The organism is Sulfitobacter sp. GN1-4 (assembly GCF_055693825.1).
Window position 1 is genome coordinate 1066348 of the sequence record NZ_JBVFUQ010000003.1, and the last position, 14147, is coordinate 1080494.

A 14147-nucleotide genomic window follows, 5' to 3' on the forward strand; every position below is an offset into this window, starting at 1 on the left:
GCTTGCGGAATTTCCTGTCGCCGAAAGCGTCATCACCCGCATTGAGGCTGAGGGCTATACCGTGACTGAGGTTAGGCGGTCTTGGCTGGGGCGCATTATCATAACCGCACAACGTGATGATGTCCTCAGAGAGGTTGTGTTGAACCGCACGTCAGGCGAGATCCTGCGCGATCAACGCTTTTCCGACCAGGCGCAGGCAGGTGCCCCTGATCCTGCGCCAACCTCAACCCAGGACCGATCCGGCAGGCCTGGCGCATCCGAGGGACCGAGTGCGCCAGGCCGACCTGATGCGCCGGGCGGCACGGACGGGCCGGGAGACCCCGGTGGCCCAGGAGACCCGGGCGGACCCGGTGGTCCGGGCGGACCCGGCGGCGCGGGACGCGGCGGGTGAGACTGTCGTTGCGTGATCGATGCGGCCCACAAAGGGGAGGGCCGCAGTGCTGAACCGGCCGTTTGTCGTCTGGACCTTGGTTGCGTTGCAATGCGCCTGTGGGGCGTATTTTCTTTGGGAAATTCTGGCCTCTATTCTGGGGCTGCCTGCGGTGCCGCTGCGCTGGCAAGCGCGCGAATTGGTCGAGGCAGGTGCTAGCATCGGGTTGATATTAGGCGCTGTGTTGGGCGTGCGTCTGGCCTGGCTGGCGCAGACGGCGACACGCCGCGCCGAAACCGCGCGCCAAATCACGTCTGGTGAATTCACCGCCACCGTCACGCGGTATTTCGATGGTCTGGGATTGACCTCTGCTGAAACAGAGGTGGCGTGGTTGGTCCTCAAAGGCATGTCGATGGCTGAGATCGCAACCCTGCGCGAGACCCGGATCGGCACGGTAAAAGCGCAATGTACGGCGATCTACAAAAAGGCAGGCGTCAACGGCAAGAGCCAGCTGTTCTCCGTTCTGGTGGAGGATCTGCTGCTTTAGCAGCTGTCAGACCGCGCAATCCCGACTAAATCAATCAGGCCTGTAATTGCCCGGCATTCCGAGGTAGGGAGGCGCAACGCAATGTATTTTGGCAACGTGCATGGATAAGAAACTCATCTCCGGGGTGGCTTTGGCGGTGGCAGCGATTTGCCTGCTGCCCGTCCTTGGCGTGGTTGCAGCGGCTGCCTTTGGGTCTTTTGAGACACTGACACAGCTGATGGAGACGGTGCTGTGGCGCTACACGTCGACGACACTTGTGTTGGTCGTCTTGGTGGCGGTGGGCAGCATTTTGATCGGCAGTCTGACCGCTTGGCTGGTTGTTGCGGCTGAGTTTCCGGGGCGGCGTGTGCTGGAAATTGCCTTGGTCCTGCCGCTGGCGTTTCCGGCCTATGTGCTGGCCTATGCCTATACGGATGTGTTGGATCACCCGGGCATCGTGCAGACAACTTTGCGCCAGGTGATGGGCTGGGGGCCGCGCGATTATTGGTTCCCAGAAATCAGATCGCTGGGCGGAGCGGCTCTGATGCTGACGCTGGTGCTTTATCCTTATGTCTACCTCATGGCGCGGGCGGCTTTCCGGTTGCAGGCGGCGACACCCTTTTATGCCGCACGCTCGCTTGGGTCGACGCCGACGCAGGCGTTTTTACAGGTGGCCCTGCCCATGGCGCGCCCGGCCATTGCAGCAGGCGCGTTGCTGGTGGTGATGGAGACCATCGCAGATTTCGGCACGGTGGCCCATTTCAGCGTGCAGACCTTTGCCACAGGGATCTACACCAGCTGGTTCGGGTTGGGGGATCGTGGGGCAGCGGCGCAGTTGGCCGTTGGGTTGCTGACCTTTGCGCTTCTTGTTGCGGCATTGGAGTATATCAATCGGGGCCGCGCCGCCTATGCCGTGAAGGGGCGGCAGGAGGATTTTGTGCGGTTTCGCCTGACCGGTACGCGGGCGCTGTGGGCGCAGCTGGCCTGCGTTTTGCCGGTCCTGCTTGGGGTCGTTATCCCGACGGTGACGCTGGTGCTGATGGGAATGCGGTCAGAGCAGGTTGTTTTCAGCCCCCGGTACATGCAGTTCATCCAGAACTCACTCCTCCTGGGCGGGATTGCTGCTGTTGTGACCGTCGGGGCGGCGGTGATGCTGGGCACTTTCCATCGGGTCTTGGCCAGCCGGGTGTCGCTGGCGACGCTCTTTTTGGGCAGACTTGGTTATGCAGTGCCCGGCGGGGTTATTGCGGTGGGGCTGCTGGTGCCTTTTGCGCGCTTTGACAACTGGCTTGATGCACGCATGGAGGCCTGGTTCGATATTTCAACAGGTTTGTTGATCAGCGGCTCCATCTGGTTGCTGGTTGCAGCCTATATGATCCGGTTTCTGGCAGCGGCCTTGGGGGCCTATGACAGTGGCCTGTCCTCTGTCACGCCCAATGTTGACGCAGCCTCTCGCGTGTTGGGGCGCACGGTCTGGGGCACAGTGCGCAGCATCCATCTGCCGGTGCTTCGGGGCAGCATCCTGACGGCTTTGCTGATTGTTTTCGTGGATACCGTGAAAGAGTTGCCCGCAACCTTGATCCTGCGGCCTTTCAACTATGACACACTTGCGGTTCAGGCGTTTCGCCTAGCGTCAGATGAGCGGCTGGAGGGTGCTGCGGTGCCAAGCCTGATGATCGCCGCCGCGGGGCTTTTGCCGGTTATCCTGCTGTGTTTGCAGCTGGGCGAACGGCGGCGCGGCAATCTCGCACCAGAGCAGACCACCGCCTGAGCATGCGCCCGGTGCCCATCGGCGTAAGGCGGGGCGGCTTGGACGGTTTCCTTTGCCGCTCTGGCCTCTATCTTTGCAAGGTTAGCCGGTGGTGGCTTGCCTGACACAATAGTTTCGAAAGGACATGGCATGTTTATCGCGATGAACAGGTTTACAGTGAAAACAGAGAATGCCGCAGCTTTTGAAACGCTTTGGTTAGAGCGGGACAGTCACCTCAAAGGGTTGGACGGTTTTGTGGAGTTTCACATGCTAAAAGGGCCTGAGGCGGATGGACTGGTTCTTTATGCGTCCCACACGGTATGGGCGTCCGAAGAGGCGTTCCAGAACTGGACACGCAGTGAGGCCTTTCGCGCGGCACACAAAGACGCGGGGCAAACAAAGGCGCTGTATGAAGGCAGCCCAAGCTTTGAAGGGTTTTCCACAATTCAGCACATCGCGTGATGAAACGACGCGCGGTCTTGGGCGGGTTGGTGGCGTTGCCGCTGTTGTCCAAGCATGTGAACGCAAGGGGCTGTATGGAACTTTCGGCAAACTGGGAATTTGTGGCCGACACGGTCATGGGGGGCGTCTCAACCGGGCAGGTTGAAACCACCAAAGAGGCAGGGGCCTTAGTGGCGCGGCTGACCGGGGACGTCAGCCTTGAGAACAACGGTGGTTTCATCCAGATGGCCACAGATCTTGCCCCGGCGCGCGGTGTTCTGGATGCCAGCGGTTTTTCCGGGATCGGGTTTGAGGTGCGGGGCAACGGCGAGGATTATCAGGTTGCACTGCGCACGACAGACCTGGCGCGGCCTTGGCATTCCTACCGCGCTGGCTTTGTTGCGGGCCCCGAATGGCAGCGCATAGACATCCCCTTTTCCGCCTTTTCACCCAACAACACTGATGTTCCCTTTGACGCCCGCAAGTTGCGCAGAGTGGGCATTTTGGCGGTGGGCCGCGCGATGTCTGTTGACATAAGTGTGCGGGCGACCTGCCTCTTTGGGTGAGCTGCTCTGTCAGCGGCGGGCAAGGCCCGATGCCCCGTTTTTGCCAATTTTTGGAAAATATGCCGCTGTAGGCGCATTGTGGAAACTGTTATTAATCAAATGCTTAAATAAGATATAGCGCGCTCTTTCAACGATCAATCCTGCCGTCGTTTCCATTTTGGCAAAACACAATTTCTGCACATTTGTGTGATTGCCAGCCGCCGTTCACGCCTGTTACGCCGGAGGGGATGAAAGGATAATCTGATGCGAATTGGCGTTCAGGACCATGTCGGCTGCCCGGCACACCAGCGTTCCGGCGGAGCGAATGCAGAAGCGACAAAGGTGGCGCAGGCCGCGTTTGAGCGGGCTTGGAACGGCACGGCTGAGGTGACCACGACGGTGCATGTCACCGCGCGGTTCGCGCCCAGCACCCATGCCGACAACACCCGCTGCTTTGGCAAGGCTGAGGTCAAGCCAGATGCGGTGATGTCCTTTTCCTTCAGCGTCAGTCAAAAGCTGAACTCCTCTGCGGCCTTGGTCCAGACGATCAAATCCATCCCGCAAATGGTCGAAAAACTCACCCAAGCGGTGTTTTCCCAAATGCAGACGCTGCGCGATGTGGTGGCCCGTGATGTCCCAAGCTCTTTTGCGGCGGCCTGTCCGCATGGGGGCAATCAGCAGCGCCCGGACGGATATGGCGAGGGTGTGGGCACCCAGCATGATTATGGCACAGGCTACGGTCCAGCAAAGGATCCGGCGCAATTGACAGGTGGGCTGCGCCATTGGGACAGCTTTGCTAACGGCGGTGGCACTGGAACAGAGATGCCCTGGGCAGATGGCTCAGGCCGCGCGAGCTATACCGCCGGCGGCGGTCACTCCAAAGGCCCTGACGCATTGGGCGAGATGCCGCATGACATGCCAACGGCGGATCAGATTGCAGGGTACAAGCCCGGCGGCGGATGCCCCGTGATGGGCCAGATGATGGAAGGCCAGGAGGGCGGCAGCGAAGCTGACGCGCCGCTGCGCCGGCTGTTTGAGGCTGACTATAGCGACGGCACAGGCGGCATGAGCGGCGGCGACCGCCCCAACGCCAGAGAGATTTCCAACGCGGTGGTGGGCGCAACCGGGGACCGGAAAGACGCATCCGGGGCCACGGATCTTTTTTGGGGATGGGGTCAGTTCCTGGATCATGACCTGAGCCTGACCCACGGCGCGGATGAGGCTGCCAACATCGCGGTGCCACATGGGGATGCGCGGTTTGATCCCAATGCCGAAGGCGGCAAAGATCTGGGCTTTATCCGCTCAGCCTCAGAACAAGATAGCCACGGCGTGCGCCAGCAAACCAATTCGATCACCGCCTTGATTGATGGCTCAAATGTCTATGGCTCCAGCCAAGCCGAAGAGACATCGCTGCGTGAAGGCGAAGGGGGCCGGATGCTGCTTGATGCCCGGGGCAACCTGCCGCGCGATGACAATGGATTTTTCCGGGCGGGCGACGTGCGGGTGAATGAAAACCCGCTGCTGACCTCATTGCACACCGTCTTTGCACGCGAACACAACCGGCTCGCCGCAGATTTTGCCGAACGCTATCCCAGCTGGAGCGATGATCAGATCTTTGATGCGGCGCGTGAGATTAACGTGGCACAGATGCAATCGGTCACGGCCAATGAGTTTCTGCCGATGCTGTTGGGCAAAGATGCCATGGGCGCATACCCAGGCTACACCGGTGCTGATCCACAGATTTCCAACGCCTTTTCAACGGCCGCTTTCCGGTTTGGCCACAGCATGGTCAGCGACAAGCTGCAGCTGATTGATGAACACGGCAACCGGTCAGACATTCCCTTGATGGATGCGTTTTTCAACACCCAGCCGATTGACCAGGGCGGCATTGATGATGTGCTCAGAGGGGCTGCGGGTCAGCGCGCGCAGGCGATGGATACTGAAATCGTGGACAGCCTACGCAACAATGTTATGCCGGGACCGGATGCACATCCGCTGGATTTGGCAGCGCTCAACATTCAGCGTGGCCGCGACCACGGTCTGCCCAGTCTGAATGACATGAAGCGTGGCTTGGGCCAGCCCCCGCTCACTGGCTTTGATGATCCACGGCTGCGCGATGGTGTGGGCGAACGGCTGGCGCAGGTCTATGACAGCATCGAAGATGTCGATGCCTGGGTGGGGATGTTGGCGGAAAAACCCGTGGGCGGCGGCATGGCCGGTGAAACACAGGCGGCCGTGCTGGTGGAGCAATTCCGCGCCTCGCGCAATGGGGATCCTGATTGGTATGAGGGCAAGTTCCCGCCAGCAACAGTTGCGCGGATGAACAACACCAGCCTGGCCGACATCATTGAACGCAATGTTCTGGAGACGGATATCCAGGATTATGCGATGCTGTCTGCGCATCATCAGGCGCTGGCCTGACGCGGCAGACCGCTTTGGCATCGCGCGCTGCGCAATGGATGTCTTGACGGGGTGGCCCTGCCGGTTGCACCCTCTGCGCATGCAAGACGCACCGAATCCATATAGACAGTATACCCCCAGCTGCGCGTTGACGCGTCGGCAGACGGGATGTGATTTGGTCACCTGACAGGATCAAAGCCGCGCATGCCAATGCGCTCTGCCTTTGTGATTGATCCTGGAATTTCGAACATGACTGAACAAAAATTGCGACTGTCCTCCGATATTGGGGGGACATTCACCGATACTGTTTTAATGACCACGGGGGCGGGTTCTGGCCACAACCAAAACCCCAACGACCGTAGATGCACCTGCCTCTGGCGCGCTCGAAGGCGCGCGCCGGGTGTTGGCCCAGGCTGAGGCCCGTTGGGATCAGGTGGTGGGGAAAATCCATGGCACGACCCTGGCCACCAACGCGTTGATTGAACGGCGCGGTGCCAAGGTGGCGACAATCACCACAGAGGGTTTCAGGGACATCCTCGAAATCGCCTATGAGCGGCGCTATGCGCAATACGCCATCAACCTTGAAAAGCCTGATCTCATTGTCCCACGGGATCTGGCGTTTACCATACCTGGACGTATGGATGCGACGGGCCAAGAGCTGGAGCCACTGAATGAGGGGGCTGTAACAGGGCTGGCGCAGGCGTTGCGCAGCGCCGGGGTTGAGGTGGTCGCCATTTGCCTGCTGCATGCCTATGCCAACCCGGCGCATGAGCTGTTGCTAAGGGAGCTTCTGAGTGCTGCGATGCCAGAGCTGTCGATCTCGCTCAGCCATGAGGTCAGCCCCGAGGCGCGGGAATTTGACCGGCTCTGCACGACAATCGCGAACGCCTATATCCAGCCGCTGATGGCGGGGTATCTGGCAGATTTTCAATCTCGGTTTGCGGCTGAGGGGCTGCGCTGTCCCATCCTGCTTATGACGGCAGGTGGGGGAATGACCACCCTGCAGACTGCCGCGCGCCTGCCCATTCGTCTGGTCGAATCCGGTCCGGCTGGGGGTGCCATCCTTGCGGCGCGGATTGCTGCGCAAACCGGGGAGGATGAGGTGCTGTCTTTCGACATGGGCGGGACCACCGCCAAGCTTTGCTTGATCGACAAAATGCGTCCCCAGACAGCCCGGCGTTTTGAAATCGCACGGGCCGAACGCTTTATCAAAGGCTCAGGCATGCCCGTCCGCATCCCCGTGATTGAGATGATTGAGATCGGTGCGGGCGGCGGCTCCGTCGCTGGTGTGGACCGGCTTGGTCGGGTCCAGGTCGGACCACAAAGCGCCGGATCAGAGCCAGGCCCAGCGGCGTTTGGCAAGGGCGGCACGCGGGCCACGGTCACAGATGCCGATGTCGCCTTGGGTTATATTGATCCTGAGCGTTTTGCCGAAGGTCGTTTGCGCATTGATGCGGACGCCGCCATCGCCGCGCTTGGCCGGGACGTTGGAACGCCATTGGGCGTGATGCCCAAAGCGGCAGGCCATGCCGTGAGCGCCATTGTGGATGAAAACATGGCCAATGCCGGCCGCATGCACGCGGTGGAATCGGGCAAAGACCTCAGCAAGCGGGTGATGATCGCCTTTGGCGGCAATGGCCCGCTACATGCAACCCGTGTGGCGCGCAAGGCGCAGGTGCGGCGGGTGTTGATCCCCAAAGCGCCCGGCGTTGGATCGGCCATCGGGTTTCTCTACGCGCCTGTCTCATTTGAAATCATCCGATCACGCTATACCACTTTGGCGGCGTTGGACGTGGCCGGTTTGAATGCGTTTTTTGATGCCATGGTGGGCGAAGCAGAAGCGGTGGTGCGGGCTGGTGCACCCGAAGGGGCGTTGCAGCAGCGGCGCGTGGCCTTCATGCGCTATCACGGGCAAGGACACGAAATAGAAGTGCCGCTGCCCGCCCGAGCCCTGACCCAATCTGATCTGGACCAGCTCAAGGTCGCTTTTGAACAAGACTATGCCCGGCAATTCAAACGGACTGTTCCAGGTATGCAGATCGAGATTTTGAATTGGGGCGTGACCGTGAGCACAACAGCCGCCGCCCCAGCGGCAACAGATGCCGTCACCACACCAGCGCTACGGGTGCCTAAAAGCACCTGTGAGATCACCTGCGATATTGACGGGGCACCTCTGCAAGCAGGGCTGTTCTGGCGCGATGATCTGCGCCCCGGCGATGTCCTGCACGGACCCGCGATCATCACAGAGGCCCAGACCACCACATTAGTCAGCGCCGATTTCGATGCATCGGTTGATGCGCTTGGCAACATCTGGCTGGTCCGCAAAGAGGATGTGCAGTCATGACAGCGCCCGATACCCGTCTTCAAGTGATGTGGAACCGTCTTCTTGCCGTGGTTGAGGAACAGGCCCAGGTGCTGATCCGCACCGCGTTCAGCCCGATTGTGCGCGAATGCGGTGATATTTCAGCCGGGATTTTCGATTTTGAGGGCCGGATGCTGGCCCAGGCGGTGACCGGTACACCGGGGCACATCAACACAATGGCTGAGGCCGTTAAGATCCTGCGCGCGCGGTTCCCGGTGCGGCAGATGCAGCCGGGCGACATCTACATGACCAATGATCCCTGGATTGCCTCAGGTCACCTGAATGACTTTTTGCTTTTGATGCCGGTCTTTTACCGCGGAGCTGTGGTGGGCTTTACCTCTTGCACCTCGCATCTGGTGGATTTGGGCGGATTGGGCATGGGTCCCGAAGGGGCCGATATTTTTGACGAAGGGTTGCTGATCCCGCCCTGCAAGCTGGTCAGCGAAGGGGCGGTGAACACATTGCTCTTGGACATCGTGAAAGCCAACTCACGCGAGCCGATTGCGAATGAGGGAGATATATTTGCCCTGATCGCCTGTTGCGAAGCCGGGGCCGACCGGCTGGTTGAAATGATGGCTGAGTTTGGCTTGCAGGATCTGGAGGCTCTTGCCGCCTATATCATTGAGACTTCACAGCGCGGCACGGTTGACGCCATCGCCGCCTTGCCCAAAGGCACGTGGCGCAGTGTTTTGACCGTGGATGGTTATGACGCGGGGATTGATCTGCATGCCGCCCTCACGATTGCGGATGATCATATATTACTTGATTTTGCGGGCACGCAGGGCTGTGTGAACAAGGGTATCAACGTGCCTTTGAACTATGCTGCGGCCTATTCCGTCTTTGCCCTGCGCTGTATCATTGGATCAGACATTCCCAACAACGCGGGCGCTTTGGCTCCGTTTCGGGTGACAGCACCCGAAGGGTGCATCCTGAACGCTCAGCCCCCGCACCTGTCGCGATGCGGCACACCATTGGGCAGATGACGCCGGATCTGGTCTATGGCTGCCTGTCTCAGGCGCTGCCGGATGCCGTTCCGGCAGAGGGGGCGTCTTGCATGTATGATCTGCCTTTGCGCCATGTCGCGGATGCGGCCGAGCGTGGGGAGCAGAAATTCGCGCTGGAGCTTGTCTTTAACGGCGGTACAGGGGCGCGGCCCGGATTGGACGGGCTGTCTGCAACCGCTTTTCCAAGCGGTGTCTGGGGCAGCCAGGTAGAGACCACAGAGGCAACTGCCCCGGTGCTTTTCCATCAACGCGCATTGCGCACAGATTCGGGTGGTGCCGGACAACGGCGTGGGGGGCTTGGTCAACGGATTGAGCTGAGCTCTGCGACGGGGCAGGATTTCCTGGTATTCCTCTCAGTTGAGCGGGTGCAAAACCCTGCTCTGGGTCGCCACGGCGGCCAACCCGGCGCGGCAGGTGCCATCCGTATCGGTGAAGACGGGCCTGCGCTGCCGGGCAAGGGTGAATTGCGTGTGCGGGCCGGGGAGCGTTTGATTTTCGAGACCCCCGGCGGGGGCGGGTTTGGCCCGCCGCATGCCAGATCACCCGAAGAACTGGCGCGCGACCGGCGGTGGGGATTGATCAGCGACAAGACCGCCAGAGACATCTACGGAGCCAAGACATGAGCCTTGCCGCCCCCCATATCGCGCAGATGGGAAAATATGCGCTGGCCGATATGCAGGCCCCTTCGGGCAAGCGTCTGATCTCATTGTCGCAAAACGAAAGCCTCAGACCACCAAGCCCTCTGGCCATGACCGCCGCACAAGAGGCGCTGAACCACGGTGCGCTCTATCCCGATCCTGATTGGCAGGCGCTGCGGGCCCAGTTGGCGGCGGTGCATGACGTGGCACCTGAGCAGGTGCTCTGTGGCGCAGGCTCCCTTGATTTGGTCGGTGCGATTGCGCGGGTCTATAGCGGGCCTGCCCGCGCGGTTCTGGTGCCCGCCCACGCCTATCCGTTCTTCCGCTCAGCTGCGCAGATGGCGGGCGCGCGGATTGATCTGGCGGCTGAGGATGGGGTGACGGTTGATGTAGATGCGCTGTTACAGGCGGTGCGGCCCGATACGGGCATTGTTTTCGTGGCCAACCCCGGCAACCCCACTGGCACGCGCATCGCCAAGTCGGACCTCCAGCACCTGCGATCAGAGCTGCGCCACGATGTTTTGCTGGTCATTGACGAGGCCTATGGCGAGTTTGCAGATGCCCTAGGCGAGCGGACCTTTGATATGGTCGACGGGCCGCCAACGATTGTGCTGCGCACCTTTTCCAAGGCCTATGGGTTGGCGGCATTCCGCGTTGGCTGGGGGCTGTTCCCACCTGCAATTGGGGCGGAGGTTCGCAAGGTGCTGAACCCCAACAACATCTCTGCCGTAGCTCAGGCCGCCGCAACGGCCGCAGCCGCGGATCAGACCTATATGCGGCAGACATGCGCCTTGACCGAAGCGGGGCGTGACTGGGCACTGAAAGCCCTAAAAGCCATCGGTCTTCGGACCCATGACAGTTTCACCAACTTCATCATGATAGAGTTTGGCGATGCCAATGCGGCGGCCCGCGCGGATGCTGCGCTGCGCGCAGAAGGCGTCTTTTTGCGCGGCCAAGCTGGTGCGGGTTTGGCGCAGATGTTGCGGATGACCATCGGTGCAGGTGCCGACATGCAGGTGGCCTTAGATGTTTTGGCCACTTGGGCAAAGGGAGAAATGCGATGACAACGTCACGAGGACGCGCCCGGATGGGGGTGCTGGTGCCTTTTACCAACAGCAATCTGGAGCCAGACATGGTCATGCTGCGGCCCGAAGGGGTATCGCTGCATTTTGCGCGCATGGGCGGTTATGATGCCGATGAGATCCCGGATGAGACGCAGATGCAGGGTCTGGGAAGCGCCGATTTGGATGAGCCGTTGCGCCTGCTTGCTGGTGTGCGCCCTGATGTGGTCCTTTACGGGTGCACCTCTGCCACGCTGAGCCATGGCCCCGCGTTTGACCGCAACTTAGCGGCGCATATCAAAGCTCAGATTGGCGCGCATACGGTCACGGCCGCTGGCGCTTTGGTGCATGCCTTGCGCAGGATCGGAGCAACTAAGATCGGCTTCGCCTCTCCTTACGTGCCGGCGATCAATGATCTTGCGATAGGTTTTTTGGCGGATATGGACGTGACAACGCTGGCCCGATCCGAGGTGACAGAAACGCTGGGCAACGATGGCCAGGGCGCGTTGACACCTGAGGCGGTTTTCGACTTGGGCCGTGCCGCTGATCACCCTGAGGCGCAAGCGATCGTGCTGTCGTGTACGGACATGCGCAGTGTAGAAATCCTTGCCGCGTTGGAGGAGACGCTGGGCAAGCCAGTGATCAGCTCCAACCAGGCGATGGTACTGCAAGCAATGGAGCTGATGCAGATCTCAGAACCATTGGTGGGATTTGGCAAAATGCTAGAAGAGGTCGGAACATGAATTTTGATGACATCGCTGAATTTGCGCTGAACCCGCCCGAGATCCCGAAAAGCGCCATGCAGATGGGCGCGCGGCTGTTTGTCGACACGCTTGCCGTGGCAGCAGGGGCTGCGGGCATGGATGCTGGACGGATCGCTGCCGATCACGCGGTGCGGTTTCATGCAGCCGGAACGCCCGGTGATGCAGCACCCATCCTCTTTGATGGCCGCCGGGCGTCCATGCCCGGTGCGGCCTTTGCGGCGGCAACCCAGATCGACAATCTGGATGGCCACGATGGCTATAATCCGACCAAAGGACACATTGGCTGCGCGGTTGTGCCCGCGCTCTGCGCGTTTGCGCAACACATGCCCGAACTGTCGGGCCGGGCGGCGATGGCTGCATTGGTGATGTCATATGAGGTGGCGGCGCGTGCGGGCATCGCTCTGCATGCCACGGTTGCGGATTACCACACCTCGGGGGCTTGGAACGCTTTGGGCGTGGCCGCACTGGGCTGTCACTTGCGGGGCAGCGACGCGGGCGTGCTCAGGCAGGCGCTGGGCATCGCAGAATATCACGGGCCCCGCAGCCAGATGATGCGCGAAATTGCCAATCCGACGATGCTGCATGATGGCTCGGGCATGGGGGCTTTGGTTGGGGTGATGGCGGTTCTGATGGCGGAGGCTGGGTTTGAAGGGGCCCCTGCAATCACGGTTGAGGATGCCGCCGCCGCGCCGTTCTGGTCCGACCTTGGGCGCTATTGGACGGTTGAGCAGAACTATATCAAACCCTACCCCATCTGCCGCTGGGCACATGCCGCCATTGATGCTTTGGATCAGGTCTTGCGGACACATGACGTGGCCCCTCAGACCGTATCGCATGTGGATGTGAACACCTTTGCCCAGGCCGCAGCGCTTTACCCCGGGATGCCTGCCAGCACATCACAGGCGCAGTATTCACTGGCCTTTGCCTTGGCCACGCGCCTGGTGCACGGCAGGATCGGACCAGAGCATGTGCAAGGGCAGGGGCTGCGCGACCCTGAGGTCGCTGAGGCCATTGGCCTTTTCCAGATCCATGAAACAGCCAGACATTCTGAGCGTTTCCCAGCCGGGCGTTGGTCAGACCTGGAGATCACCCTAAAGACCGGAGAGGTGCTGAAATCCGGTGATATCCACGCCAAAGGCGGGCCGGAGGCCCCCATGACCGATGCTGAGTTTGAGGCGAAGTTCCAAAGCATGACCAAGCGTTTGGGCCCGGAGCGGCAGCAAGCGTTGTGGGAGATGCAAACCGTTCTTCTTGAATCTGATGCCGCGTTTTCGGATTCTTTGGCGGTGCTGCATGCGCCGGTGGCGGGCGGGCATGGCTGATCCGATGCGCGTCTTGCTGCACAACTCAGAAACCACAGCACAGGCCAAGGCCCTGACCGCCCGGTTTCCAGACATTGAGGTTGCGACCTGCAACACCTACGACGCTTTGCCGGATATGCTGCGCAGCTTTCAGCCGGATGCGGTCTATACCGTGCGGTTTGCGGGCACCCCCGGCTATCCCCGCGACGCGCTTTTTCAAAAAGGCGGGCCGCGCTGGATTGCGAACGGTGGGGCAGGGACCGATCATTTGGGACAATGGGATCCGCAATCGGTTACGGTGACCAATGCTGCTGGTGTCGCCGCTGACATGATGGCGGAATACGTGATGGGGTGCTTTTTGCATTTCACGCTCGATGTGCAAGGCTTGCAAGCGGACAAAAAAGAACGGGCATGGCGCGCCCGCACGGTGCGGCCTGTGCAAGGCCAAACGCTGTTGATCGTGGGACTGGGTCATACAGGGCGCGCGATTGCAGAACGCGCCAAAGCGTTCGGGATGCGGGTGATTGGCACGCGGGCCAATCCCGCTCCAATGCCACATGTGGATGAGGTACATGCCGCAGGTGCGCTTCAAAGCGTGCTCCCACAGGCTGATTTTATCGCCGTTTGCACGCCGCTGACGCCCCAGACCCAAGGATGCATCGGGACCGATGAATTTGCGGTGATGAAGCCTGGTGTGATCTTGGCCGACGTGTCGCGCGGCGGTGTGATTGCACCTGATGCCTTGTATGGTGGTTTGACCGACGGCCCGGTCGCAGCGGCAGCGCTCGATGTCTTTGCGCAAGAACCTTTGCCGTCTGACAGCCCCTTTTGGGCGCTTGAGAACGTGCTCATCTCTCCCCACTGCTCGTCTGTTTATGACGGCTGGGACGATGCGTCTTTTCAGCTCTTTCTTAGAAACCTGGAAGGGTGGCGCGCCGGAAACGAGTTGTTCAATATCGTTGATCCGACGCGCGGGTACTAAGCC

At 60.6% G+C, this 14147-nt stretch carries 11 protein-coding genes and 1 pseudogene; all 12 read left to right on the plus strand.

All coding sequences use genetic code 11. The features are described from left to right. The first annotated feature begins 61 nt into the window (after positions 1-61). A complete protein-coding gene (locus ACZ1HM_RS05715; RefSeq protein WP_472741913.1) occupies positions 62-391 on the plus strand; it encodes a hypothetical protein in 330 nt (109 codons plus the stop codon). Between the two features lie 46 nt (positions 392-437). After that, positions 438-917: a helix-turn-helix transcriptional regulator gene (locus ACZ1HM_RS05720; protein WP_472741914.1), complete on the plus strand. Its 480-nt coding sequence runs from the start codon at positions 438-440 to the stop codon at positions 915-917. 100 nt (positions 918-1017) lie between these two features. Beyond that, positions 1018-2667, plus strand: coding sequence for an ABC transporter permease (locus ACZ1HM_RS05725; protein WP_472741915.1), 1650 nt, complete (start codon positions 1018-1020; stop codon positions 2665-2667). A gap of 129 nt (positions 2668-2796) precedes the next feature. After that, a complete protein-coding gene (gene hmuQ / locus ACZ1HM_RS05730; protein WP_472741916.1) occupies positions 2797-3108 on the plus strand; it encodes a heme-degrading protein HmuQ in 312 nt (103 codons plus the stop codon). Continuing rightward, entirely contained in the window at positions 3108-3653 is a 546-nt protein-coding gene (locus tag ACZ1HM_RS05735) for a CIA30 family protein (protein ID WP_472741917.1), read from the plus strand. Before hmuQ ends, ACZ1HM_RS05735 begins: the two co-directional genes overlap by 1 nt. Before the next feature lie 243 nt (positions 3654-3896). Beyond that, positions 3897-6053 (plus strand): peroxidase family protein, encoded by a 2157-nt coding sequence (locus ACZ1HM_RS05740; RefSeq protein WP_472741918.1) that lies wholly within the window; start codon positions 3897-3899, stop codon positions 6051-6053. A 310-nt stretch (positions 6054-6363) separates the two neighbouring features. Further along, positions 6364-8376, plus strand: coding sequence for a hydantoinase/oxoprolinase family protein (locus ACZ1HM_RS05745; RefSeq protein ID WP_472744577.1), 2013 nt, complete (start codon positions 6364-6366; stop codon positions 8374-8376). 26 nt (positions 8377-8402) lie between these two features. After that, positions 8403-10021: pseudogene (locus ACZ1HM_RS05750) on the plus strand (hydantoinase B/oxoprolinase family protein). Then, on the plus strand, positions 10018-11100 hold the full coding sequence (locus tag ACZ1HM_RS05755; protein ID WP_472741919.1) for a pyridoxal phosphate-dependent aminotransferase: 1083 nt from the start codon (positions 10018-10020) through the stop codon (positions 11098-11100). Before ACZ1HM_RS05750 ends, ACZ1HM_RS05755 begins: the two are co-directional and overlap by 4 nt. Next, on the plus strand, positions 11097-11840 hold the full coding sequence (locus tag ACZ1HM_RS05760) for a maleate cis-trans isomerase family protein (RefSeq protein WP_472741920.1): 744 nt from the start codon (positions 11097-11099) through the stop codon (positions 11838-11840). The genes ACZ1HM_RS05755 and ACZ1HM_RS05760 overlap by 4 nt, the downstream gene beginning before the upstream one ends. After that, positions 11837-13183, plus strand: a complete 1347-nt coding sequence (locus tag ACZ1HM_RS05765) for an MmgE/PrpD family protein (protein WP_472741921.1) — start codon at positions 11837-11839, stop codon at positions 13181-13183. Before ACZ1HM_RS05760 ends, ACZ1HM_RS05765 begins: the two co-directional genes overlap by 4 nt. After that, complete coding sequence (locus ACZ1HM_RS05770) at positions 13176-14144, plus strand: D-2-hydroxyacid dehydrogenase (protein ID WP_472741922.1); 969 nt, start codon at positions 13176-13178, stop codon at positions 14142-14144. Before ACZ1HM_RS05765 ends, ACZ1HM_RS05770 begins: the two co-directional genes overlap by 8 nt. Positions 14145-14147: the final 3 nt, after the last annotated feature.

Bases quoted from the DNA above. Each gene is read 5' to 3' on its own strand.
- ACZ1HM_RS05725 (WP_472741915.1), top strand. From the start codon at position 1,018: ATGGATAAGAAACTCATCTCCGGGGTGGCTTTGGCGGTGGCAGCGATT.
- hmuQ (WP_472741916.1), top strand. From the start codon at position 2,797: ATGTTTATCGCGATGAACAGGTTTACAGTGAAAACAGAGAATGCCGCA.
- ACZ1HM_RS05735 (WP_472741917.1), top strand. From the start codon at position 3,108: ATGAAACGACGCGCGGTCTTGGGCGGGTTGGTGGCGTTGCCGCTGTTG.
- ACZ1HM_RS05740 (WP_472741918.1), top strand. From the start codon at position 3,897: ATGCGAATTGGCGTTCAGGACCATGTCGGCTGCCCGGCACACCAGCGT.
- ACZ1HM_RS05755 (WP_472741919.1), top strand. From the start codon at position 10,018: ATGAGCCTTGCCGCCCCCCATATCGCGCAGATGGGAAAATATGCGCTG.
- ACZ1HM_RS05760 (WP_472741920.1), top strand. From the start codon at position 11,097: ATGACAACGTCACGAGGACGCGCCCGGATGGGGGTGCTGGTGCCTTTT.
- ACZ1HM_RS05765 (WP_472741921.1), top strand. From the start codon at position 11,837: ATGAATTTTGATGACATCGCTGAATTTGCGCTGAACCCGCCCGAGATC.
- ACZ1HM_RS05770 (WP_472741922.1), top strand. From the start codon at position 13,176: ATGGCTGATCCGATGCGCGTCTTGCTGCACAACTCAGAAACCACAGCA.